The sequence below is a fragment of the Methylobacterium sp. J-030 genome (genome assembly GCF_022829545.1).
Taxonomy (GTDB): Bacteria; Pseudomonadota; Alphaproteobacteria; order Rhizobiales; family Beijerinckiaceae; genus Methylobacterium.
Genome location: NZ_JAKSYM010000402.1, coordinates 75,364 through 96,827, shown reverse-complemented (window position 1 = coordinate 96,827; position 21,464 = coordinate 75,364). Strand labels below are relative to the sequence as shown.

Annotated in this window: 22 protein-coding genes and 1 tRNA gene; 15 read left to right on the top strand and 8 right to left on the bottom strand. The window is 68.7% G+C overall.

Translation table 11 applies throughout. From position 1 onward, the window contains the following. Positions 1-56: 56 nt before the first annotated feature. Both mdcB and MKK75_RS32890 read right to left on the bottom strand, forming a co-directional pair. Positions 57-884, bottom strand: coding sequence for a triphosphoribosyl-dephospho-CoA synthase MdcB (mdcB, locus tag MKK75_RS32895; RefSeq protein WP_313901915.1), 828 nt, complete (start codon positions 882-884; stop codon positions 57-59). 114 nt (positions 885-998) lie between these two features. Continuing rightward, entirely contained in the window at positions 999-2,981 is a 1,983-nt protein-coding gene (locus tag MKK75_RS32890) for an acyl CoA:acetate/3-ketoacid CoA transferase (protein WP_244046669.1), read from the bottom strand. A gap of 389 nt (positions 2,982-3,370) precedes the next feature. Here MKK75_RS32890 and MKK75_RS32885 point away from each other — a divergent pair, with 389 nt between their 5' ends. Next, positions 3,371-3,745: a hypothetical protein gene (locus tag MKK75_RS32885; protein ID WP_244046668.1), complete on the top strand. Its 375-nt coding sequence runs from the start codon at positions 3,371-3,373 to the stop codon at positions 3,743-3,745. A 262-nt stretch (positions 3,746-4,007) separates the two neighbouring features. On the opposite strand, the gene MKK75_RS32880 is transcribed toward MKK75_RS32885, so the two are convergent. Continuing rightward, positions 4,008-4,439, bottom strand: a complete 432-nt coding sequence (locus tag MKK75_RS32880; RefSeq protein ID WP_244046667.1) for a pentapeptide repeat-containing protein — start codon at positions 4,437-4,439, stop codon at positions 4,008-4,010. Between the two features lie 239 nt (positions 4,440-4,678). On the opposite strand from MKK75_RS32880, the gene MKK75_RS32875 reads away from it, so the two are divergent. Then, positions 4,679-5,353 (top strand): Crp/Fnr family transcriptional regulator, encoded by a 675-nt coding sequence (locus tag MKK75_RS32875; RefSeq protein ID WP_244046666.1) that lies wholly within the window; start codon positions 4,679-4,681, stop codon positions 5,351-5,353. Positions 5,354-5,576: 223 nt separating this feature from the next. Here the strand turns inward: MKK75_RS32875 and MKK75_RS32870 are convergent, their stop codons facing one another. Beyond that, a complete protein-coding gene (locus MKK75_RS32870; protein WP_244046665.1) occupies positions 5,577-5,834 on the bottom strand; it encodes a hypothetical protein in 258 nt (85 codons plus the stop codon). Between the two features lie 239 nt (positions 5,835-6,073). Beyond that, positions 6,074-6,150, bottom strand: a tRNA-Met gene (locus MKK75_RS32865). Positions 6,151-6,401: 251 nt separating this feature from the next. On the opposite strand from MKK75_RS32865, the gene MKK75_RS32860 reads away from it, so the two are divergent. The 6 genes from MKK75_RS32860 (at position 6,402) to MKK75_RS32835 (ending at position 11,486) form a co-directional block, all read left to right on the top strand. Beyond that, positions 6,402-6,836, top strand: a complete 435-nt coding sequence (locus MKK75_RS32860) for a CHRD domain-containing protein (protein WP_409567646.1) — start codon at positions 6,402-6,404, stop codon at positions 6,834-6,836. 72 nt (positions 6,837-6,908) lie between these two features. After that, positions 6,909-7,247, top strand: a complete 339-nt coding sequence (locus MKK75_RS32855; protein ID WP_244046664.1) for a hypothetical protein — start codon at positions 6,909-6,911, stop codon at positions 7,245-7,247. Positions 7,248-7,359: 112 nt separating this feature from the next. Next, on the top strand, positions 7,360-8,265 hold the full coding sequence (locus MKK75_RS32850; RefSeq protein WP_244046663.1) for an aldo/keto reductase: 906 nt from the start codon (positions 7,360-7,362) through the stop codon (positions 8,263-8,265). Further along, on the top strand, positions 8,255-8,998 hold the full coding sequence (locus tag MKK75_RS32845; RefSeq protein ID WP_244046662.1) for an NADPH-dependent F420 reductase: 744 nt from the start codon (positions 8,255-8,257) through the stop codon (positions 8,996-8,998). Before MKK75_RS32850 ends, MKK75_RS32845 begins: the two co-directional genes overlap by 11 nt. A gap of 42 nt (positions 8,999-9,040) precedes the next feature. Continuing rightward, entirely contained in the window at positions 9,041-10,408 is a 1,368-nt protein-coding gene (locus tag MKK75_RS32840) for an NTP/NDP exchange transporter (protein ID WP_244046661.1), read from the top strand. Positions 10,409-11,066: 658 nt separating this feature from the next. Continuing rightward, entirely contained in the window at positions 11,067-11,486 is a 420-nt protein-coding gene (locus MKK75_RS32835; protein WP_244046660.1) for a hypothetical protein, read from the top strand. Positions 11,487-11,805: 319 nt separating this feature from the next. Here the strand turns inward: MKK75_RS32835 and MKK75_RS32830 are convergent, their stop codons facing one another. Then, a complete protein-coding gene (locus MKK75_RS32830; RefSeq protein ID WP_244046659.1) occupies positions 11,806-12,036 on the bottom strand; it encodes a hypothetical protein in 231 nt (76 codons plus the stop codon). Between MKK75_RS32830 and guaA the strand changes: the two genes are divergently transcribed. Continuing rightward, on the top strand, positions 12,029-13,585 hold the full coding sequence (guaA, locus tag MKK75_RS32825) for a glutamine-hydrolyzing GMP synthase (protein WP_244046658.1): 1,557 nt from the start codon (positions 12,029-12,031) through the stop codon (positions 13,583-13,585). The two genes, MKK75_RS32830 and guaA, sit on opposite strands and share 8 nt — an antisense overlap. Before the next feature lie 4 nt (positions 13,586-13,589). Here the strand turns inward: guaA and MKK75_RS32820 are convergent, their stop codons facing one another. Beyond that, positions 13,590-14,282, bottom strand: coding sequence for an SGNH/GDSL hydrolase family protein (locus MKK75_RS32820; RefSeq protein WP_244046657.1), 693 nt, complete (start codon positions 14,280-14,282; stop codon positions 13,590-13,592). Further along, positions 14,279-14,776 carry a tRNA (N6-threonylcarbamoyladenosine(37)-N6)-methyltransferase TrmO gene (gene tsaA / locus MKK75_RS32815; RefSeq protein ID WP_244046656.1) on the bottom strand — a complete coding sequence of 166 codons (498 nt, stop codon included), beginning with the start codon at positions 14,774-14,776 and terminating at the stop codon, positions 14,279-14,281. The genes MKK75_RS32820 and tsaA overlap by 4 nt, the downstream gene beginning before the upstream one ends. 124 nt (positions 14,777-14,900) lie before the next feature. Between tsaA and MKK75_RS32810 the strand changes: the two genes are divergently transcribed. The 6 genes from MKK75_RS32810 (at position 14,901) to sdhA (ending at position 21,396) form a co-directional block, all read left to right on the top strand. Continuing rightward, positions 14,901-16,394 (top strand): AMP nucleosidase, encoded by a 1,494-nt coding sequence (locus MKK75_RS32810; RefSeq protein ID WP_244046655.1) that lies wholly within the window; start codon positions 14,901-14,903, stop codon positions 16,392-16,394. A gap of 159 nt (positions 16,395-16,553) precedes the next feature. Further along, the gene (locus MKK75_RS32805) at positions 16,554-17,069 is read left to right on the top strand and encodes a hypothetical protein (protein WP_244046654.1); all 516 of its coding nucleotides are present in this window, start codon (positions 16,554-16,556) and stop codon (positions 17,067-17,069) included. 214 nt (positions 17,070-17,283) lie between these two features. Beyond that, complete coding sequence (locus MKK75_RS32800; RefSeq protein ID WP_244046653.1) at positions 17,284-18,585, top strand: SLC13 family permease; 1,302 nt, start codon at positions 17,284-17,286, stop codon at positions 18,583-18,585. 129 nt (positions 18,586-18,714) lie between these two features. Continuing rightward, on the top strand, positions 18,715-19,116 hold the full coding sequence (gene sdhC / locus MKK75_RS32795; RefSeq protein WP_244046652.1) for a succinate dehydrogenase, cytochrome b556 subunit: 402 nt from the start codon (positions 18,715-18,717) through the stop codon (positions 19,114-19,116). A 10-nt stretch (positions 19,117-19,126) separates the two neighbouring features. Next, on the top strand, positions 19,127-19,546 hold the full coding sequence (sdhD, locus tag MKK75_RS32790; protein WP_244046651.1) for a succinate dehydrogenase, hydrophobic membrane anchor protein: 420 nt from the start codon (positions 19,127-19,129) through the stop codon (positions 19,544-19,546). A gap of 32 nt (positions 19,547-19,578) precedes the next feature. Continuing rightward, positions 19,579-21,396, top strand: coding sequence for a succinate dehydrogenase flavoprotein subunit (gene sdhA / locus MKK75_RS32785; RefSeq protein ID WP_244046650.1), 1,818 nt, complete (start codon positions 19,579-19,581; stop codon positions 21,394-21,396). Positions 21,397-21,464: the final 68 nt, after the last annotated feature.

Below are 21,464 nucleotides of genomic sequence, written 5' to 3'. Positions count from 1 at the left end.
CTGGGTATCGCCAGGCGCCGGTGGAATGCGACCGAAGCGGCAAGCGGCACGCCGTCTCAACAATGCTGCGTCGCGCCGAGCGCATCGAGCAGGAGGGTCGCGGCAAGAAGATCGGCGCATCCGCCGGGGCTAAGCCGCGCGGCCACGAAGGCGCGATGCACCGCGGCGCCCCGGTCACGCCAGCCCGGCTCGGTGATGCCGCCGGCCTCCCGGAACGCCGCCGCCTGCGCCCGCGCCGCCGTCAGCCCATCTGCGCCACCGCGATGGAGGAGGTTCGTATCGTCGACTACGGCGAGCAGGGCGAAGAAGCACGCGACGCGCGCGGCTTCCGGGTCGTCGGGCGCCTGCGCGCGCCCGAGGCGGAGGGCCGGCAAGCCGACCGCGCGGAGCGTGGGAAAGCCCGCCGCCGCCTGGGCGCTGGCACCGCCGACGCCGTAACGCCGGATCGCCCGGCCCCCGTGGCTCAAGGGAGAGACCGGCACACGCGCGATCTCCGCACCCCAGCGCCGTCCCACCGCCTCCGCGTAGGACTCCGCGGGGACGGCCGACCCGCCGATCGCGCCCGCCGCCGCGCAGATCAGGCCCAGCGAGAAGATGGCACCGCGATGCGCGTTGATCCCGCCGGTCGCGCTCATCATGGCGACCTCGGCCCGGATCCCGATCGCGCGGAGGTCCGCCATCGCGACGCCGTGCGCGCCAGCCTCGACGAGTTCCGCGAAGAACGGTCGGAGCGCCGCCGCGCTGCGACGGAGGGTGTCGGCATCCATGTCGTCGTGACTGCCCGAATCGACCGGGCTGACGAGGCCGGGCTTCGGAAAGGTCTCCAGCTCGTCGATCAGCGCGGCATGCGCGAGGGCCGCGACGTGCTCAGGCCGCGGCGCGATGCGGTGATCGGACTGGCGCAGCTTCGCGGCTCCCGGCGATGCCCGTGACGGGGTTGGTCCGGCGCGTGTATCAGAACGCCGCCGCGGCGGAAGCGTGCAAATCCGCTGCCGTCGTCATGCCGCCGACGCCACGGCCGGGGAGATCCGCTTGCGCGCCTTCTTGTCCTCGGTGCTGCTCAGGAACGCCTGGGCCTCCTCCTTGCGCTCGAACACGTGGGGCGCGACCCCGCGCTTCGTCAGCGCCTCCTCCATCTTCAGGCGCAGGAAGGCGCTGGTCGCGTAGCGCGTCGTGGTGGCGTAGTAATTCGCCTGGAGATACTGGAGCACCCCGGCGTAATCGTCGACGAGGTTCTCGTTCAGCCGGAAGCCGTCGTGGTTGATAACGGCGTTGACCCGCTGGCCGGCCCGGCGGCAAGCCTCGACGATGGTCATGCGCAGCTCGTCCATGTCGCCCTTCACCCGGCAGTACCAGCCCTCCAGGTTGATGAAGAGAATATTGCGCTCGGCGTCGTAGCTGACGCGGGACTTCAGATCGAGGTTGAGCAGATCCGACATCAGCTCCATCGGCTCGTCGCGGAAGATGCGTGGATCCATCGGCACGGGATTCCGCACCACGGGCGCGAAATCCATGTGGGCGAGGATGTCCCGCTCGATGTCGATCCCCGGTGCCACCTCGATCAGTTCCAGGCCCCCGGGCGTCAATTGGAAGACGCAACGCTCGGTGACGTAGAGGACCGGCTGCGAGCGCTCGACGGCGTAGGGCCCCGAGAAGGTGTTCTGCTGGACGTTGGCGACGAACTTTCGCGCCTTGCCCTCGCTGACGATCCGAACCTGCCCGTCATTGACGGCGATCTCCAGCCCGCCGGCCGTGAAGGTGCCGGCGAACACGACCGTCCGGGCGTTCTGCGAGATGTTGATGAAGCCGCCGCAGCCGTTCAGCTTGCCGCCGAACCGCGAGGTGTTGACGTTGCCGGCGGCGTCGCACTCGGCCATGCCGAGGCAGGTCATGTCGAGGCCGCCGCCGTCGTAGAAGTCGAACATCTGGTTCTGATCGATGATGCAGTCGGCATTGGTGGCCGCGCCGAAGCTCGAGCCGGAGGCCAGCACGCCGCCCACCGCCCCGGCCTCGGTGGTGAGGGTGATGTAGGGGGTGATCTTCTCCTCGTTGGCCACCGACGCGATGCCCTCCGGCGCGCCGACGCCGAGATTCACCACGCCGTTCGGCGGCAGCTCGAAGGCGGCGCGGCGGGCGATGATCTTGCGCTCGTTCAGCGCCATCCGCTTGATGCCGGTGACCGGCACGCGGATCTCCCCGGCGAGCGCCGCGTCGTGCATCACGCCGTAATTCATCCGGTGCATCTCGGGCTCGGCCACCACCACGCAGTCGACCAGAATGCCGGGCACCCGCACGTCCTTGGGCAGCAGGTAGCCGTCATCGACGATGCGCTCGACCTGGGCGATGACGATGCCGCCGTTGTTGCGCGCCGCCATGGCCTGGGCGAGGCAATCGAGGGTGAGCGCCTCCTTCTCGTAGGAGAGGTTGCCGGACGGGTCCGCCGAGGTGGCGCGGATGAAGGCCACGTCGATCTTGGTGGCGGTGTAGAACAGCCACTCCTCGCCATCGACCTCGACCAGCTTGACGATGTCCTCGGTGGTCAATTCGTTGACCTTGGCGCCGCCGTGGCGCGGGTCGACATAGGTCTTGAGGCCCACCTTCGAGAACAGGCCGGGCTGGCCGGCCGCGCAGGCGCGGTAGAGCTGCGAGATCACCCCCTGCGGCATGTTGTAGCCGCGGATCAGATTGTCCTGCGCGGCCTTCGCCACTTTCGGCATGCGGCCGAAATTGGCCGCGATGACCCGCGACAGCAGGCCATCGTGGTGCAGGCGCCCGGTGCCGAGACCTTTGCTGTCGCCCGCTCCCGCCGTCATGATCAGGGTCAAACCCCGCGGCGAGCCGGTCTCGACGAAGCGCTTCTCCAGCGCCGCGTGCAGCGATTCCGGAATGCAGCTCTGGACGAACCCCGTGGTGGTGAGGACGTCGTTCTCGCGGATCAGCGCGATCGCCTCCTGGGCCGAGATGACCTTGTTCTTCCTCATGGAGCCCGTGATCCTCCCAGGTTTCCGGCCGCACGACCGCGCGCGTCACGGACCGCCTTTTCCCGTCGTTGCCCATCGATCCTGCCCGAGGCGGATGCCTCCGGGCCGCGGATGAACCGAGTTCTTGACCGTCTTTATATTGCAGCGCGTCAATAAATGCGGCGTCGCGACAGGCCGCTTGTCTCCGACATCATGGTAATCTCTTATCGCACCCGGTTGCTTCTGAAAAACTCTTCGGCGCGAAGTCAGAAAAATTGCATGCGGCCGTGCGGCATCGTCATGCCGAGGGCCGGACCGCTCGGCTCCGTCCCGCACGACACCGGCCTCGCCGCGCTCGCAGTCACCACCGCCGGGGCCGACTGTCATCGGCTGGATCATGGACTGCTTTTGTGAGGCAGACGTCGCTGTTTCCGATTATAGATTTGAAGTTCTGTGAGTCTTACGGAAACGGATCGGGGATCATCGCAATGGGGAGCGTGTTCATCACGGAGCACGCCACGACCAACTTGGCACCGAGCGCGGATGACGCCGCGACACGCTTTGCGTTCAGCCTCCTGCGGAGCGCATGTCTCGATCTCGCACCTACGCTGCGTTGCATTGAGGCCGAGCCGGCCCGCGCATTGCTGCAAGCGGTCGAGCATCGCACCGCCGACAGACGCGGCGCTCTGGCGCGGACCGAACCGGACGCGGTCGCGCGAGCGGTTGATCTCGCCGTCGCGGCCGGGCAGGTCCAGGTCGTTCTGCGCGACGCCCAAGACCGCTGATGTGCCCGCGGCAGCGGGCCTCTGGAGGACTCCCGCGAGGCCTGCGCTGCGCTCCGGCGTCTCAGGATGAGGGGTTTGCGTGAAAGAACCGCTCCGAGGCGTCCCTGTCTTGTGTCGTTCACCCTGGCAATCGGTCGAGCAGACAGGCCCGCCCTATGCGGCAGCGGCTTCATCGCGCCTCGCATCGTCCATCTCGGCATGCGGCGGCAGGGTGGTCGCGGATCGCGTTCTTGGCGACGACAAGTCCGCGGGACTGAGCGGCTCAGTTGGATGCCTGGGTGACGGGACGGTCGGCATTCATCCGCTCGGCCCAGTTGCGGACCTCGGCCTGACCCTTGAGGTCGATGGGCCGGACGCCGCTGACATCGACGTTCCTGAAATCCGCCCCCGCCACGGCGGAACCCGTCAGATCCGCACCGGACAGGTCGGCCTTCAGGAACCACGCCTGTTCAAGATTCGCCCCGCCGAGGTCCGTACCGCGCAGGTTGGCGGTGTTCAGGCGGGCCGTCCGCAGGTTGGCACCCCGGAGGTTCAGCCCTGAGAGATCGAGGCCGGACAGCGCCTCATCGTGCAGGTCGATGGGCCTGCCGTTCGCGGCCGCGATCATCGCCTCGACGTCGGCGCGGCTCATCTCGGCCTTCGTCATGGCGGGCGAGGACATGTCGGCCCCGAGCCGCAAATCCTGCTCGGCCATGGCGGGGCCGGCCGTGAGGACAACGCAAAGCACAATGAGGGCGAGGCGGCCCGTCGGTTCGCGCCCCGGGGCGCCGCACGCGGCGGATGCCCGTATCGTGTTCCCTGGTCCGCGATGCTATGTCGAGCCACCTCACGCGATCGGTGACCCCGGGTCACATAAGTCCGGCGGGGCGGGAGAAAAACGCAACGCGAGCCGGACGATCAGCCCGTCATCGCGCCCGGAGGACAAAGCGAGACATGACGGACGCTCAGAAGGTCGAGCGCTGGATCGACCGGTTTCCGCTCCTCCAAGCTCTCGATCCGGCTCATCTTCAGATCGCCCGGGGAACCGTTCATTTTCCGGTTCTGGACGCGGGGGCCATCGCCTACGAACTGAATGGGGCGTGCGCCAACTACCTGATGTGCCTGGAGGGTCGGACGCGCATCTTCCGCATGTCGGAGGGTGGGCGCGAGGTCCTGATCTACAAGGTGGGCCCGGGCGGCACCTGCGCGCTGACCACGCAGTGTCTCCTGTCCGGCGGCACGTTCCCGGCACGGAGCGTGGCCGAGCAGCGGACCGAGCTGGCGGCCCTGCCGGCGAGCACGTTCCAGCACCTGATGGGCGACAGCGCCGCCTTCCGCAGCTTCGTCATGGACGATTATACGCGATTGATGACGGGCCTCTTCACGCTGATCGACGCGGTTGCGTTCGCCCCCTTGAAGCAACGTCTCGCCCAACGCCTTCTCGCCGAGGCCGATCCGCGGGGCATCGCAGCGGTGACCCATCAGACGCTCGCTGACGATCTCGGCAGTGTGCGCGAAGTCGTGAGCCGCATCCTGGCGCAATGGGCCGAGTCGGGCCTCGTCGAACTTCGCCGAGGTGCCATCGAGATCGTCGATCGCGCCTGCTTGGCCGCGGCCGGTCGGCCGTGACGGGCGATCGTTCGACATTCACTTCGGCGGCAGAGAGGTCGCGTTCGACCGGTCAGGGTGTTTCCGCCGCCGGTTTGCCGGACTCCCGCGAGTCAGGTTTCGGGTGGAAAACCTCGGGCCCGGGATCGTCAGAATCTTCTCGCGCCCACGGCGCGACAGGTCGTGCGCGAGCGGAAACCGTCGGGCGCTCCACCGAGAGAGTAGATCTCCCAGGGAACGCCGATCACGGCGTCGTATCGACCATCTGGTGATCGCGGGCCCCGATAGCCGCAAGGGCGCTTCGGTCGCGCGGTGCCACCCCTGTTGAACTCGAACCATCCCGGATGATGATCGCGGTGGCGGCGACCTGGGCGCGTCGCCGGACGGATGTGATGCTGGAGATCTCTCCGATGGCCAATTCCCGCGTTCTCGCGGGCCGAATACCGCCAGGATTGCCCTCGTCGCCGAAGATGCGGCGCTGGACTTCGATCACGCGGAGCATGGCACCCCCGAACGCCTCAGGGCCGGTCGCGGTGATCCCGATGCCCTTGGCGCGTGTGTCGCTCGCGCAGCGGGCGGGAACCCGTCTGCTTCCCGTCCAGGGCCGACAGCATCGATAGGCCGATGTCAGGGGGAACTGAGATCCATCGATCAACCGTTCCGTTCGCGATCCATATGCCCGTCGGGCGCAGAATGAGCTGAACTTCGCGGAATCCGCTGGGGCTGGTCTATGAGATACGTTGGTAGCGAGGGAGGGATTTGAACCCCCGACACAAGGATTATGATTCCTCTGCTCTAACCAACTGAGCTACCCCGCCCCACGCCGAAACCGTCCTGCGGACAGTCGGCGCTGGCGGTATAGGGAGAGCCGCCGCACGGTGTCAACGGCTTCGCGCGGGCAAATCGCGCGGCTTTGCAGAGGCCAGCATCGTCGGGCGGGCGTGAGACCAAAACGGGCCGCCGTCACGAAGCAGCGCACGCGGCGCGCCGCCAGCCCCTGTGCCGATCGGCGCGCGGCCCTATGGTGCGGGTTCGGCTCACGCAGCCGCCGACCTGCCCGGAGCGTTCGATGACACGCCACGCCTGCACACGTCTTGCCCTTCTGCTTGCCCTGATGGGAACGCCCGCCGCCATTGCCGCCGGGGAGGGTGCCACCTATCGGGCGGCCCTGGACGCGGCCAGCGAGGTACCGGCCACGCAATCCAAGGGGACCGGCGAGGTCACCGCGACGTTCGATCCGGCCACCAAGCGCCTGAGCTGGAAAGGCAGCTACAGCAATCTCACCGGCCCCGTGACGGCGGCCCATTTCCACGGCCCGGCCAAGCCGGGGGAGAATGCCGGCGTGCTGGTGCCGGTGACCGCCTCGGCCAGCCCCTTCACGGGCGAGGCGACGCTCGACGATACCAAGGCCGCGGATCTCGAAGCCGGCCGCGTCTATTTCAACCTGCACACGGCGGCGAACCCGAAGGGCGAGATCCGCGGTCAGGTGATGCACGCGCACTGATCGACCGGAACCGCCACCTCGACGCGCGTCCGCAGCCCCGGTAGGCGGAGACATCCCCTGCCGGAGTTCCCGATGAAGCAGATTGAGGCCATCATCGCCTGGACGCCCGTCCGCTGGGCCGCATTGAAACCCGAAACCGCCGGGCAGGTGGTCGTGCTGCCCGCCCCCGACGCGGAGGGGGTGGCCAAGCGCTACATGATGCGCGCCGGCGCCAGCTCGTCCGCGCTGGCGGCATTGTCCGACGAGGCCCGCATCGCCCGCCTATTCATCGATTTCCAGACCCTCGTCGTGCGTGACGGCATCGATCCGCAGACAGCCCATCGCGCCTTCCTGGCCATCGACGAATACCGGTTCCGGATCGCGCCCGATACCGAGGGCGCCGAGTTCGAGGATCCGCCCGAGGAGGATTAGCGGCCGCGCGCTTCGAGGAGCCGGGCTCGCGCAGCCGTGAGAATAACGAATACACTTTTGCCCGCCGGCGCCCTATGTCGATCGTGCGTCCTGGCTTCCTCGGAGATCGGTCATGCCCGTATCCCGCCGCGCCGTCATCGCCGCCGCAGCCCTGGCGCCGCTCGCGTCTCGCGTCGCCTTTGCGGCCGATCCGCTGATCCGCCGGGCGATTCCGTCCAGTGGCGAGATGCTGCCGGCGATCGGGATCGGCACGTCCCGCCGCTACGAAGTCGAACCGACCGCCGACAAGATCGCACCGCTCAGGGATGCGGTGCAGACCTTCGTGTCCCTCGGCGGAACGGTGATCGACACAGCCCCGAGCTACGGCACCGCCGAGGACGTGCTGGGCGTCATCTTGGCGGAGACCGGATTGCGGTCGAAAGTCTTCTTGGCCAGCAAGGTCGATACGTCCGGCCGCGACGAGACCCGCGCGGAGTTCGAGCGGTCGCTGAAGCGGATGAGGGTCGATACGCTCGATCTCGTGGCGGTCCACAACCTGATCGACGTCGCCGAGAACCTCGCGATTCTGCGTGATCTGAAGGCCGCGAAGCGGATCCGCTACCTCGGCGTGACGGTCTGGCGCGACAATCAGCTCGAGGCCCTCGAAGCCGTGATGAAGCGCGAGACCCTCGACTTCATCCAAGTGAACTACGCCATCGACAACCGGGCCGCCGCCGAGCGGGTGATCCCGCTGGCGGCCGACCGCGGCATGGCGGTGATGACCAACGTGCCCTTCGGCCGCGACCGCCTGTTCAAGGCGGTGCAGGGCAAGGAACTGCCGTCCGTGGCCAAGGATGTCGGCTGCGCGAGCTGGCCGCAGTTCTTCCTCAAGTACGTGCTCGGCAACCCGGCCGTGACCTGCCCGATTCCCGGCATGGCGAAGGCCGCCTATGTCGAGGACAACCTCGGCGCCGCCCGCGGGAAGCTCCCGGATGCGGCGCAGCGCAAGCAGATGGAGACCTTCATCGATGCGGTCTGATAATTTCACGCGCCGCGCGGCGCTCGCCTTGGCGACCGCGCTCTCCCTGTCGGTTGCGATCCCGGCCCTCGCGCAGGACGGAGCCGGAAAGATCCGGATCGGCGTGATCGGCGCCGGCAATATTGGAGGCACCATCGGGGGCCTCTGGGTCAAGGACGGCCATGAGGTGATGTTCGCCTCGCGTCACCCGGAGACTCTGGCCTCCATGGTCTCGGAACTCGGTCCCAAGGCCAAGGCCGGCACCCCGGAGGAGGCGATCAAATTCGGCGATGCCGTCTTCATCGCCGTGCCCTACAAGGCCTATCCGGACCTCGCGAAGGAGATCGGCCCGGCCCTCAAGGGCAAGATCGTGCTCGACGCCGGCAACGCCACGCAGAAGCGGGACGGCGCGCTCTACGACGAGGTTCAGGCGAACGGCATCGGCGCGACCTCGGCCAAGTATTTCCCGGGCGCGAAACTGGTGCGGGCCTTCAATGCGGCGAACTACAAGGTCTTCGCCAAGGAGGGCGCCGATGGCGGCAAGGATCGCTCGGGCGGCCGCATGGCGATCCCGATCGCCGGGGACGATCCGGAGGCCCTGAAGGTTGCCGAGGGGCTCGTCCGCGACGCGGGCTTCGATCCGGTGGTGGTCGGGCCGCTCAAGGCGGCCGACACGTTCGCGATGGGCTCGCCGGGCTTCGGCCACGACGTCACCGCGCCGGAATTGCGGGAGAAGCTCGGACTCGCCAAGTGAGCCGCCGGCCACGCGGCGGAATGGTCCCGGCGGGGCACCCCCATGCCTGATCCCGTCCCGCCCCGCGGCCCGCTCGCGCGACTGATCGACATCCAGCCCGGCGAGGGCCGGGCGCTCGCCTGGGCCTGGGCCTACATCTTCTCGATCCTGGCCGCCTACTACGTCCTGCGCCCGATCCGCGACCAGATGGGCGTGGCCGGCGGCATCGAGAACCTGCCCTGGCTGTTCACCGCGACCCTGCTCGGCATGCTGAGCCTGAACCTGCCCTTCGCCTACCTGGTGAAGCGGATGCCGCGGGCGCGGTTCGTGCCGATCACCTACCGGTTCTTCGCGGCCAACATCCTCGTCTTCGCGCTGACGCTCTATCTCGCACCGGCGGACTGGACCATCTGGATCGGGCGGGTCTTCTTCGTCTGGCTGTCGATCTTCAATCTCTTCGTCGTCTCGATCTTCTGGGCGACGATCGTCGACGTGTTTTCCAATGCGCAGGGCCGGCGCCTGTTCGGCTTCATCGCAGCCGGCGCGACGCTCGGCGCCATCGCGGGCTCGGCGACCACGGCGATCCTGGCCAAGAACGTCCCGACCTGGGGCCTGATGCTCTGCGCGGTGGTGCTCCTCGAAGTCGCCGTCTTCTGCATGCGCGGTCTGGCGGCCCTGTCGACCCGGCTGCACGAGGTGCCGGGCAGCGGCACCGCCCAGACGGGCGATCCGGATCGGACGATCGGCGGCAGTGTCCTGGCCGGCGTGACCCGGACCTTCGCGTCCCCCTACCTGCTCAACATCTCGCTGTTCCTGCTGCTGTTCTCGGTGACCTCGACCTTCCTGTATTTCGAGCAGGCCGGCATCGCCAAGCGCAGCTTCCCGGATCGCGGCGCGCAGACCGCCTTCTTCGCCAGCGTCGATCTCGCGGTGAACATGCTCACGCTCGGGGTTCAGCTCTTCCTCACCGGCCGGCTCGTCAACCGGCTGGGCGTCGCGCTGACGCTCGCGATCCTGCCGGCCTTCAGCATCCTCGGCTTCGCGGCGCTGGCGATTTGGCCGACGATCGGCGTGATCGTGGCCTTCCAGGTCCTGCGCCGGGCTGGCAATTTCGCCATCGCCCGGCCGATCCGGGAGGTGCTGTTCACGGTCGTCCCGCGGGAGGACCGCTACAAGGCCAAGAGCTTCATCGACACGGTGGTGTATCGCCTGGGCGACCAGGTTGGTGCGTGGTCCTTCACCGGCATCGAGGGACTGGGCCTGGGCAGCACCGGGATCGCCGGGGCCGCGATCCCGCTCTCTGCCGCCTGGCTCCTGAACAGCCTTTGGCTCGGGCACGCTCAGGACAAGCGCAGGAATGCGGAGGGATCGGAGGATGCCGAAGCGACCGCACCGTCGACGCCCCTCAGCCGGGCAGCCCCGTCCGCGTAGGGGCCGGATCGCGCGCGCCCCGGCGCTTCATCCGATTCCGAACCGGGACGGCCGGACGCTGGATCGTGATCGCGACGAGGAACGAATCGACCATCCAACACTCGGGCTGATCCTGCGTTCGGTCCGGCCCGTTTCCTGCCGAGGCCGCCGGTCGATGGTCCGGCCGCGCAGCGATCGCAGCCGCCCCGCCGGTCGGGCCGCCATGTTAAGCTTTGGTTTACCGGACCGCGCGACGGATCGAACCCGGTCCGGCTGGGGAGGGATGCGTGTCGAGATTTGCGCTGCCTGTACCGGGACGATCGCGCGGTCTCGACTGCCGCATTCTGGCCGTCTTGATCCCGTTCGCCCTGACGCCCTCGGCGGCGACCGCCCAAGAGCCGCTGTTCCTCCGCATCCGGCCCATCTCGGACGCCGAGGCCGCACGCGTCGCCCGGGAGGCGCTGTGGGCGCGCCGCCAAGCCCATGCTTGGGCGGTCATCGAATCCGTCTGTACCGGATGCCTCGGTGCCTGGACGCCGGCGGTCGAGCCGGCGCCGGCCGCGCCACCCATGCATGCGCCGGATAGGGTGGCGGACCTTACGGTCCGGATAGGGGTTGAAACCGACCCCGGCGCCGTTGCATCCGACGACCCCGATCCACCAGCCTCCGAGAAGCACCCATGACGCAAGCGCATCCGACCAGCGGCGCCGAGCCCGAAGTCGATTGCCCGGTGAGCCTCGAAGTCCTGGGCTCCGTGTACCGCGCTGACGAGTTCGACCTGCCGCTGATCCTGGAGGAGATCCCGCCGCTGAAGCGCGCCCAGCTCGCCACCTACCTCTACGGCAAGAGCCACATGCACAAGCTCGGCCTCAAGGTCGCCCGGTCCTGCGAGCGCGACGATCTGGTCAAGGTCGCGGGCGAGATCGGCTCGGTGATCCACGGGCAGGCGCACCTGAAGCCGACCCGGCCGGCGCCGGAGGCTGCGCCGCAGCTCCGCGCCAAGACCCCGCCCGGCCAGAAGAAGGTCAGCCTCGCCGGTGCGGCCGCGAAGCCCGCGATCAGCCTCGGCGGCTCGGCCAAGGTGCGCAACTTCGACTGACGGGGATCCGCCCGAGCGTTTCGGTCCCGGTGCCTCGTCCGAGACCGTCTTCCGGGATGTCGCAGGATCGGGAGCACCGAAAGCTACCGCGACGAGACAGACGTCAGGGGCCGGGGACCATCCTCGGCCCCTGCCGCGGGGATCGGATCCCGCGCGTCACTCGGCAGACACCTGGGTTGCTCGCGGAGTCCCGCGTCCCTGGTGGTCGTCTCTTGGGCCATGCCCCCGGCGCCGTTTGGCGGGTGGGGAGGATCGTGCGCGTGTCGCGGGGGGCGGCCCCAGGCGGTTCGAGCACGGCGAAGCCGCGCTATCGCGCTCGTCATGACGCTCGCGGCGCAGCGGTCCGGGCCAGCGCAATCTTCGCGAGCGCGGCGCTGCCCTGGATCGCTTCGCGCCGCTCGCGAAGACGCCGCAGCCGATCGCATCGACCGGTATCGGCCGGCGCAAGCGGGCGTGCCGTCCGGCGCGCCGCGCGCGGCGATCCCCAGGCCGCGGCCGGGATGCGCGTTGCGCGCGCCCCGCGCTTCGGATAATCGCCCGCGATGAACACCGACCACGACAAGATCCTGATCGTCGATTTCGGCTCTCAGGTGACGCAGCTCATCGCCCGCCGGGTGCGGGAGGAGGGCGTCTACTGCGAGATCGTGCCCTTCACGAAGGCCGAGGCCGCGTTTCGCGCGCACAAGCCGAAGGGGGTGATCCTCTCCGGCGGCCCCGAATCGGTCACCATCGAGGCCTCGCCCCGGGCGCCGCAATCGGTGTTCGACTCGGGCGTCCCGATCTTCGGCATCTGCTACGGCCAGCAGACCATGGCGGCCCAGCTCGGCGGCGCGGTCGAGGGCGGGCACCACGCGGAGTTCGGCCGGGCCGAGGTCGAGATCCTGGCCGATTGCCCGCTGTTCAACGGCGTCTGGCACACGGGTGAGAGATACCCGGTCTGGATGAGCCACGGCGACCGCGTCACCAAGCTGCCGGACGGCTTCACCACCGTGGCGATCTCGAAGAACGCCCCCTTCGCGGCCGTGGCCGACGAGGCGCGCAACTACTACGCGGTGCAGTTCCATCCCGAGGTGGCGCACACGCCCCACGGCGCCCTGCTCATCCGCAACTTCGTGCGCGACATCGCGGGCTGCTCGGGCGACTGGACCATGGGGGCCTACCGGGAGGAGGCCATCGCCAGGATCCGCGCGCAGGTCGGCTCGGAGAAGGTGATCTGCGGCCTGTCGGGCGGCGTCGATTCCGCGGTGGCCGCCGTGCTGATCCACGAGGCGATCGGCGACCAGCTCAGCTGCGTGTTCGTCGACCACGGCCTCCTGCGCCTGGGCGAGGCCGAGCAGGTGGTGGCCCTGTTCCGCGATCACTACAACATCCCGCTGGTCCACGTGGAGGCATCCGGGATGTTTTTGGCGGCGCTCGAAGGCGTCTCCGACCCGGAGGTGAAGCGCAAGACGATCGGCCGCCTGTTCATCGACGTATTCGAGGCCGAATCGAAGAAGATCGGCGGCGCCAAGTTCCTGGCGCAGGGCACGCTCTACCCGGACGTGATCGAGAGCGTGTCGTTCACTGGCGGCCCCTCGGTGACGATCAAGAGCCACCACAACGTCGGCGGCCTGCCCGAGCGCATGGACATGAAGCTCGTGGAGCCGCTGCGCGAGCTGTTCAAGGACGAGGTCCGCGTGCTCGGCAAGGACCTCGGCCTGCCCGAGGCCTTCGTCGGACGCCACCCGTTCCCGGGCCCGGGGCTGGCGATCCGCTGCCCCGGTCCGATCACGACCGAAAAGCTGGAGGCCCTGCGCAAGGCCGACGCGATCTACCTCGACGAGATCCGGCAGGCGGGCCTCTACGACACGATCTGGCAGGCCTTCGCGGTGATCCTGCCGGTCAAGACGGTCGGTGTGATGGGCGACGGCCGCACCTACGACCATGTCTGCGCGCTGCGCGCCGTGACTTCGGTCGACGGCATGACGGCCGATTTCTACCCGTTCGACATGGCGTTCCTCGGCCGGGTCGCGACCCGGATCATCAACGAGGTGAAGGGGATCAACCGGGTGACCTACGACATCACCTCGAAGCCGCCCGGGACGATCGAGTGGGAATAAGGCGTCACGGTCCGCACAGGACCGGCGCCAGCGCCTTCAGGGCGGGTCGGTAGGCGGCGAGGTGCAGCCCGTCGCGCAGAGCGCCGGGCTTGGCAAAACCAGTGTCGCCGTCGCGCAGATCCGCGAACGGATCCGCGAAGGCGCAGCCCATCCGCCCGCATAGATTACGCAACCGCTGCGAGTAATCCGCGACCGCCGCGGCATCGACGAGCGACCCGAGTTCGTGGCCGACCGGGGGGAGGGCGGTGACCACCACCCGTGGCGCGAGGCCCTGCAGGCGCCGCACGATGATCTCCGCGGCAGCCTCGAACCGCGCGGCCGGCTCGGCGGAGCGCGGTTTGTTCTTCATCAGGATGTCGTTCGTCCCGATCGTCAGCGCGGCGACCCGGGGATGGGCCTTGAAGCTCAGCTGGGCCAGGTGATCCGCGTAGGCCGCCGCCGTCGAGCCGCTGACGCCGCCATTGACCAGCGGCAACCCGCAGACCTCCTGTCCGCCGGGGTGCAGCTCGACCTGCGAGTCACCGCCGTAGAACACGTAGTCCGCGGGCGCCTCGTCGAGGCTGACCTGAACGGCGATGATCCGCATGACCGCGTAGGCGCGTGCATCGGCGGCCGGTTTGTGCAGCCGCCAGCCCGCAAGCCCGCCGATGGCGAGCAGCCCGATTCCGCCGACGATCAGGACGGCCAGACGCCTCACGGCGCGGCGCCGGCACGGTCGACCTGCGCATCCGGTCGAGAATCCGTGGAGGCATAGTAGGGCTTGATGTCGAGGAGCGGCGTGCCGTCGATGCAGTCGAGGCCGCGGACGCGCAGCAGGCCATCGTGGCGGCCGATCAGCTCGACCACCGAGAGCGCGATCGGATTGGGCCGGGCCGGCGAGCGCAGCGAGAAGGTGCCGCGCGGCCCGTCCGCGTGTCGCGGCTGCTGGACCACGAGGCCTCGGGTCGCCCGATCCATCCAGTAGAGCAGGATCAGGTGCGTGCAGCCCGTGATGGTGCGCAGGCCCGGGACATAGGGCGCGTCGACCTCCACGGTGCAGATTGCGTCGGTCTGCAACCCGTTCTTCGGGCAATCGGCGCGCGTCTGCCAGGGCGTGCGCAGCCGGCCGATGAAATGCAGACCCGCATCGAACGTCGCGGGCAGGCTCGCCCGCTCTTCGCCAGGACGGACCCCGAACTCCTCCGCGCTCATCCGACCTCGCTTGCGACTGCGCTCTGCCTCGGGGGCTTCTCGGCCAAGCCCCCGCCGCCGGCAAGCCCGGATCTCGCGCGCCCGTCTCCGGCGGTGTAGAGCCGGCCCCTGGACCGGAGGCGACATGATCGAGCGGGAATTGCGGCCGATGCAGGCGATGGCGGATGCCGGAACTGCGATCGACCGCCTGGTCGAGCTCTACGACGGCGCGGTCGGCGCGCTGCGGGAGGCCCTCGAGCGCTACCTCGCCGGCGGCCCGCCTCCGGACGCCACCGAGCGCCTCGCCTTCCGCTATCCCGAACTGCGGATCAGCTACCGCCCGGACGGACCGCTGCCCCGGGTGCGGCGCGCCACCGCGAAGCTCCAGGCGGCCGGCACCTACGCGACCACGGTCACGCACCCCGCCTTCTTCCGCCACTACCTGACCCGCCAATTGGAGCCGCTGATCGCCGATTACGGAATCACCCTCGAAGTGGGCTTGAGCGCGCAGGAGATCCCGTATCCCTACGTGCTGGAGGCGGGTCTCGACACACGCGGGCGCGCCGTGGACGGCGCGGACCTCGCCACCTACTTCCCGGTGCCGCTCCTGTCGCTCGTCGGCGACGAGATCGCGGACGGCACCTTCGAGCCCGCGGCGGGCGAGCCGCTGCCGCTGGCGCTGTTCGACGCGGTGCGGGTCGATTACTCGCTGCGGCGGCTCGTCCACTACACCGGATGCGACTGGCGCGAGGTCCAGCCCTGGATCCTGCTGACCAACTATCACCGCTACGTCGATCAGTTCGTCCGGCACGGCCTGGAGCGGCTGGCCTCGGGGGCGGAGGGCTTCGAACGTCTGGTTCTGCCGGGGGGCGTGTCCGTATCCCGCGCCGAGGCCGCGCAGGCCGACCCGGCGGCGGTGATCGCGGCCTCGCCCTGGCACCGGCACCAGATGCCGGCCTACCACCTCGTCGCGCGGGGCGCCGACGGCACGCATCAGGGCACGACCCTGGTCAATATCGGCGTCGGCCCCTCGAACGCGAAGACGATCACCGATCACCTCGCGGTGCTGCGGCCGGATTGCTGGCTGATGGTCGGCCATTGCGGCGGCCTGCGGCAGTCGCAGACGATCGGCGATTACGTCCTGGCGCACGCCTACTTCCGCCGCGACCGGATCCTCGACGAGCTCGTGCCGCCGGACGTCCCGGTCCCGGCGCTCGCCGAGGTGCAGGTCGCGCTCCAGAACGCAGCCGCCGCCGTCACGGGCGAGCAGGCCGAGGCCCTCAAACGTCGGCTGCGCACCGGCACGGTCGTCACCTATGACGACCGCAATTGGGAGTTGCGGTTCAGCCAGGAGCGGCGCCGGATCAACCAGTCGCGGGCGGTGGCCGTGGACATGGAGAGCGGCACCATCGCCGCGCAGGGATATCGCCTGCGCGTCCCCTACGGCGCGCTGCTTTGCGTGTCGGACAAGCCGCTGCACGGCGAGATCAAGCTGCCGGGCGCGGCCAACGCGTTCTACGATCGGGCGGTCTCGGAGCATCTGCAGGTCGGTCTGGCGGCGCTCGACGTCCTGCGCGCCGACCGGCATGGCCTGCATTCGCGCAAGCTGCGGAGCTTCGACGAGCCACCGTTCCGGTGATCCACCAGCACGGCCCGAACTGGCCAAGCTTCGGAACAGTCACGCTTGGAATCAATCCCAGCGACTGAAAGACACGCATGGGTCGATGCCTTAGCTTGGATACATGCGAGTGCAGCGTTGTTGGACAATCAGCGATTACATGACACGTTGGATTGTCCGATGAAGCGTCTGGCATTGACTTCGACCGCCCTGCTTGCAGCGGTGGCTTTTTATCCGGTTGGCGCCGACGCGCGCGGCTTCGGCGGCGGGGGGTTCCACGGCGGCGGATTCGGGGGCGGCTTCCACGGCGGCGGATTCGCCGGTGCCCGTGCGGGCGGGATAGGCGGCGGCGTCCGCGGCGCCGGTTTCGGCGGCACCGGGGTAACGGGTGCCGGCGTCGGCGGCCTGCGGCCCGGCGGATTTGGCACGCCCGGCCGTGTCGGCGCACTGGGGACGCGCGGTGCCATCGGGAACCCGGGTGTCGTCGGAACCCGAGGCTTGGCCGGACGGGGTTTCGCCGGCCGCCGCTATGGGCACGGCTATGCACGCGGCGTCGGCTACGGCCTCGCGGGTCTCGGGCTCGGCCTTGGCGTCGGCTACGGGCTCGGCGGTTACGGTTACGACTCTTGCAGCTACGATTACGGCTACGGTGCCTACGATCCGGCCTCGTGCGGCTATTACGGCTACGGCTACTGAGCCCAGCCGTCCGAAGATCCGCCTTCAACCCGGAAGCCCGGCTGCCCAGCGGCCGGGCTTTTTGCTTGGATCAGCCGTCGATCGATGGCGCGCCATTCCCGGAAGCACCTCCCGGCCTTCGTCTGTCGCGAAGGCTCCGTCAAGAAGTGCCGAATTGCGAACCGTTCCAAACCGGCGAGGATGACGCGGCGATTGGGCCGCCGCGGAGGATCGTGTGAGTGGCGTTGCGACAGTTCCGGCCACGGCTGGCTTGCTCGTCCTGTGCATGAGCCTATGGGCGACCGCACTGCTCCCCGAGGTTGTGACCGCGCTCGCCTTCTTCGGCTTGGCGATGCTCTTCGGACTCGGCAGCGCCGGCACGGTCTTCTCCGGCTTCTCGGCTTCGGCCTTCTGGCTCGTCCTGTCCGGGATGGTGGTTGGACAGGGCATGACCCGCACGGGGCTCGGCGACCGCATGGCCCGGACGCTCGCCCTGCGCCTCTCTGGCTCCTACCCGCAGTTCATCGCCGGCCTCGTGGCCCTGAGTTTCCTCATCGCCTTCGTGATGCCGTCGAATCTCGGCCGGATAGCCCTGATGATCCCGGTGACGCTGGCGCTCTGCGATACCTTCGGGCTCAGCCCGGGCCGCCCCGGGCGAACCGGCGCGGTCCTGGCGGTGGGCGTTGCGACCCCGATCCTGTCGGCGGCGATCCTGCCCGCGAACGTGCCGAATCTCGTGATGGCCGGCTCCGCGGAGCGTCTGCTCGGCCTGCATTTCTCCTACCTGTCGTACCTCCTCCTGCACGCTCCGGTCTTGGCAGTGGTCAAGGGCGCGATCCTGACAGCCCTGATCGTGCGGCTCTTCCCGGATCGCCTGGCCGCGGGCGCGCCGGCCCCGAAGCGGCTGCCGCCGATCTCGGAGGCCGAGCGGCGCCTCGCGACGATCCTCGCCTGCACGCTCGCACTCTGGATGACCGACAGCCTGCACGGGCTTGCACCGGCCTGGGTCGGTCTGGCGGCGGCGGTGGTGTGTCTGCTGCCGCGCATCGGCGTGCTGCCGCCCGAGGCCTTTCAGCAGGTCAACCTGCGGACCTGCTTCTACATCGCGGCCCTGCTCGGCCTAGTGGCGCTCGTCAACGAGACGGGGCTCGGCGAGCGCCTCGGCCACCTGCTGCTGACCGTATCGCCGCTGACACGGGACGCGCCGGCGCAGAACTTCGCCGTGCTCGTCGGCATCAGCGCGCTGCTGACGCTGCTCGTCACCGCCAATGGCGCGCCTGCCCTGTACACCGCGTTGGCGGGCGAGATGACTCAGGCCAGCGGGCTGTCACCGATGGCGGTCGTCTCGCTGCAGGTCATCGGTTACGCGACGGTCTTCTTCCCGTACCAAGCACCGCCCATCGTGTTCGCCGTCGAGCTCGGCGGCGTGCGCCTCCGGGATGCGACGCGACTGACCATGCGCTTCGGCCTGATCGGGCTCGTCGTGGCCGGCCCCCTCGACTTCGCGTGGTGGCGGCTGCTCGGCGTGCTGAAGTGACAGAAATCGATTTGTGTTGCCCGGGCGGGCACATTGCGTCGCACCATGACGGATTGCGGCTTGCCCGCACAGGCACTAGCGCTACCAGATTAGAGACGGTCCATTTCGCAGCTGCGAGGCTTCATCCCGATGGCACCCACCGCACGCCCGACAGTGGCACAGCCGCTTTCGCCGCATCTCCAGATCTATCGCTGGACCTGGACCATGGCGATGTCGGTGTTCCACCGCATCACCGGCACGGCGCTCTACGGCGGGACTGCCCTCGTCGCGATCTGGCTGCTGGCCCTGGCATCCGGACCGGTGGCGTATTCTTACGTCGCGGGGTTCTTCGGCTCGGTGATCGGGCGCCTGATCCTGTTCGCCTACACGTGGATCCTGATGCACCACATGCTGGGCGGCCTGCGCCACTTCGCGTGGGATTTCGGCGTGGGGTTCGATCGGGAGAAGCGTCTGGCCATGTCCCGCCTGACCCTGATCGGGTCGGTCGCGCTCACTCTCGTCATCTGGGCGGTCGCCCTTCTGGTCCGCTGAGGAGGCCGCGATGGCACAGGAACAGATCCGCCAGGACACCCGCGTCTCGATCCGCACCCCGCGGGCTCGCGTCCGCGGCCTCGGCGTCGCCCACCACGGCGTCGGTCACTGGTGGCTCCAGCGGATCACCGCAGTCACCAACACGGTGCTGATGCTGGCCTTCGTGGTCATCATCGCCAACATGGCCGGCCGCAACTATGCGGAAGCGGTGCATATTGTCGCGAATCCTTTCGTCTCGATCATCCTCATTCTGGCACTCCTGTCGGTGACCCTCCACATGCGTCTCGGCATGCAGGTGGTCATCGAGGATTACGTCCACGCGCAGGCGACGAAGATCGCCGCTGTGTTCGCCAACAACGTCTACGCGGTCCTCGTGGCCGTCGCCTGCCTCTACGCGGTCCTGCGGATCGGCTTCGGACAGCCGGCCTGAACCCCGCCATCACCAGATTCGAGGAGCCGAACATGGCCGCCAACGGCACAAACGGCAGCGGGCCTGCCTATACCATCCACGATCACGCCTTCGACGTGGTGATCGTCGGCGCGGGCGGCGCGGGCCTGCGGGCGACCGTCGGCTGCTCGGAAGCCGGTCTGCGCACCGCCTGCATCACGAAGGTGTTCCCGACGCGCTCGCACACGGTGGCGGCGCAGGGCGGCATCTCCGCCTCGCTGGGGAATATGGGCCCGGACGACTGGCGCTGGCACATGTACGACACCGTGAAGGGGTCGGACTGGCTCGGCGACCAGGACGCCATCGAGTACCTCGTGCGCAACGCCCCCGCGGCGGTCTACGAGCTGGAGCATTGGGGCGTGCCCTTCTCGCGGACGGAGGAGGGTAAGATCTACCAGCGCCCGTTCGGCGGCATGACCACCGATTACGGCAAGGGCACCGCCCAGCGCACCTGCGCGGCGGCCGACCGCACCGGACACGCCATGCTGCACACCCTCTACGGGCAGGCGGTGAAGAACCAGACCGATTTCTTCATCGAGTACTTCGCACTCGACCTGATCATGGACGAGGATGGCCGCTGCCGCGGCGTCATCGCCCTCGATCAGGCGACCGGCGAGATCCACCGCTTCCGCGCCCAGACGACCATCCTGGCGACCGGCGGCTACGGGCGTGCCTACTTCTCGGCGACTTCCGCCCATACCTGCACGGGCGACGGCAACGCCATGGTGCTGCGCGCCGGCCTGCCGCTGCAGGACATGGAGTTCGTGCAATTCCACCCGACCGGTATCTACGGCGCGGGCTGCCTGATCACCGAGGGCTCCCGCGGCGAGGGCGGCTACCTGACGAATTCCGAGGGCGAGCGCTTCATGGAGCGCTACGCGCCGTCGGCCAAGGACCTCGCCTCGCGCGACGTGGTCTCGCGCTCCATGACCATGGAGATCCGAGACGGCCGGGGCGTCGGCAAGAACAAGGATCACATCTACCTGCACCTCGACCATCTCGACCCGAAGATCCTGCACGAGCGCCTGCCCGGCATCTCGGAATCGGCGAAGATCTTCGCGGGTGTCGATGTCACCAAGGAGCCGATCCCGGTCCTTCCGACCGTGCACTACAACATGGGCGGCATCCCCACGAACTATCACGGCGAGGTGCTGACGCTCCGCGATGGCAACCCCGACACGGTGGTGCCCGGCCTGATGGCGATCGGCGAGGCGGCCTGCGTCTCCGTGCACGGCGCCAACCGCCTCGGCTCGAACTCGTTGATCGACCTCGTCGTGTTCGGCCGCGCCGCCGGCAAGCGCTGCGCCGAGATCGTCGAGCCGAACGGCCGCGCGATGGAGTTGCCGAAGGGCGCTACCGACAAGGCGCTGGAACGCCTCGACCGCTTCCGCCACGCCAACGGCTCGACGCCGACCGCTGAGCTGCGCGCCGAGATGCAGAAGACGATGCAGAACAACTGCGCGGTGTTCCGCACCGGCGAGGTGCTGCAGGAGGGCAAGGGCCTGATCCACAAGGTCTGGAACGCCGCCGCCGACGTGAAGATCACCGACCGGTCGCTGATCTGGAACACGGACCTGCTCGAGACCCTGGAGTTCGACAACCTGATCGGTCAGGCGGTCGTGACGATGGAATCGGCCGCCAACCGCACCGAATCCCGCGGCGCCCACGCCCGCGAGGATTTTCCGGACCGCGACGACAAGGATTGGATGAAGCACACCCTGTCCTGGCTCGACGAGGGGCGGCATCAGGTGAACATCGATTATCGGCCGGTGCACACCTACACGATGTCGAACGAGATTCAGTACATCGAGCCGAAGGCGCGGGTGTACTGATCCGAAATTTTGCATCCTGCGCGGCGGCACGGCCTCAGATCCGAGGCCGTCGCGCTCTGCTCTAGCGG

Coding starts and splice junctions, on each gene's coding strand:
- MKK75_RS32890 (WP_244046669.1), bottom strand. CDS start 2,981: ATGAGGAAGAACAAGGTCATCTCGGCCCAGGAGGCGATCGCGCTGATC.
- MKK75_RS32880 (WP_244046667.1), bottom strand. CDS start 4,439: ATGGCCGAGCAGGATTTGCGGCTCGGGGCCGACATGTCCTCGCCCGCC.
- MKK75_RS32875 (WP_244046666.1), top strand. CDS start 4,679: ATGACGGACGCTCAGAAGGTCGAGCGCTGGATCGACCGGTTTCCGCTC.
- MKK75_RS32870 (WP_244046665.1), bottom strand. CDS start 5,834: ATGCTCCGCGTGATCGAAGTCCAGCGCCGCATCTTCGGCGACGAGGGC.
- MKK75_RS32860 (WP_409567646.1), top strand. CDS start 6,402: ATGACACGCCACGCCTGCACACGTCTTGCCCTTCTGCTTGCCCTGATG.
- MKK75_RS32855 (WP_244046664.1), top strand. CDS start 6,909: ATGAAGCAGATTGAGGCCATCATCGCCTGGACGCCCGTCCGCTGGGCC.
- MKK75_RS32850 (WP_244046663.1), top strand. CDS start 7,360: ATGCCCGTATCCCGCCGCGCCGTCATCGCCGCCGCAGCCCTGGCGCCG.
- MKK75_RS32845 (WP_244046662.1), top strand. CDS start 8,255: ATGCGGTCTGATAATTTCACGCGCCGCGCGGCGCTCGCCTTGGCGACC.
- MKK75_RS32840 (WP_244046661.1), top strand. CDS start 9,041: ATGCCTGATCCCGTCCCGCCCCGCGGCCCGCTCGCGCGACTGATCGAC.
- MKK75_RS32835 (WP_244046660.1), top strand. CDS start 11,067: ATGACGCAAGCGCATCCGACCAGCGGCGCCGAGCCCGAAGTCGATTGC.
- guaA (WP_244046658.1), top strand. CDS start 12,029: ATGAACACCGACCACGACAAGATCCTGATCGTCGATTTCGGCTCTCAG.
- tsaA (WP_244046656.1), bottom strand. CDS start 14,776: ATGAGCGCGGAGGAGTTCGGGGTCCGTCCTGGCGAAGAGCGGGCGAGC.
- MKK75_RS32810 (WP_244046655.1), top strand. CDS start 14,901: ATGATCGAGCGGGAATTGCGGCCGATGCAGGCGATGGCGGATGCCGGA.
- MKK75_RS32805 (WP_244046654.1), top strand. CDS start 16,554: ATGAAGCGTCTGGCATTGACTTCGACCGCCCTGCTTGCAGCGGTGGCT.
- sdhC (WP_244046652.1), top strand. CDS start 18,715: ATGGCACCCACCGCACGCCCGACAGTGGCACAGCCGCTTTCGCCGCAT.
- sdhD (WP_244046651.1), top strand. CDS start 19,127: ATGGCACAGGAACAGATCCGCCAGGACACCCGCGTCTCGATCCGCACC.
- sdhA (WP_244046650.1), top strand. CDS start 19,579: ATGGCCGCCAACGGCACAAACGGCAGCGGGCCTGCCTATACCATCCAC.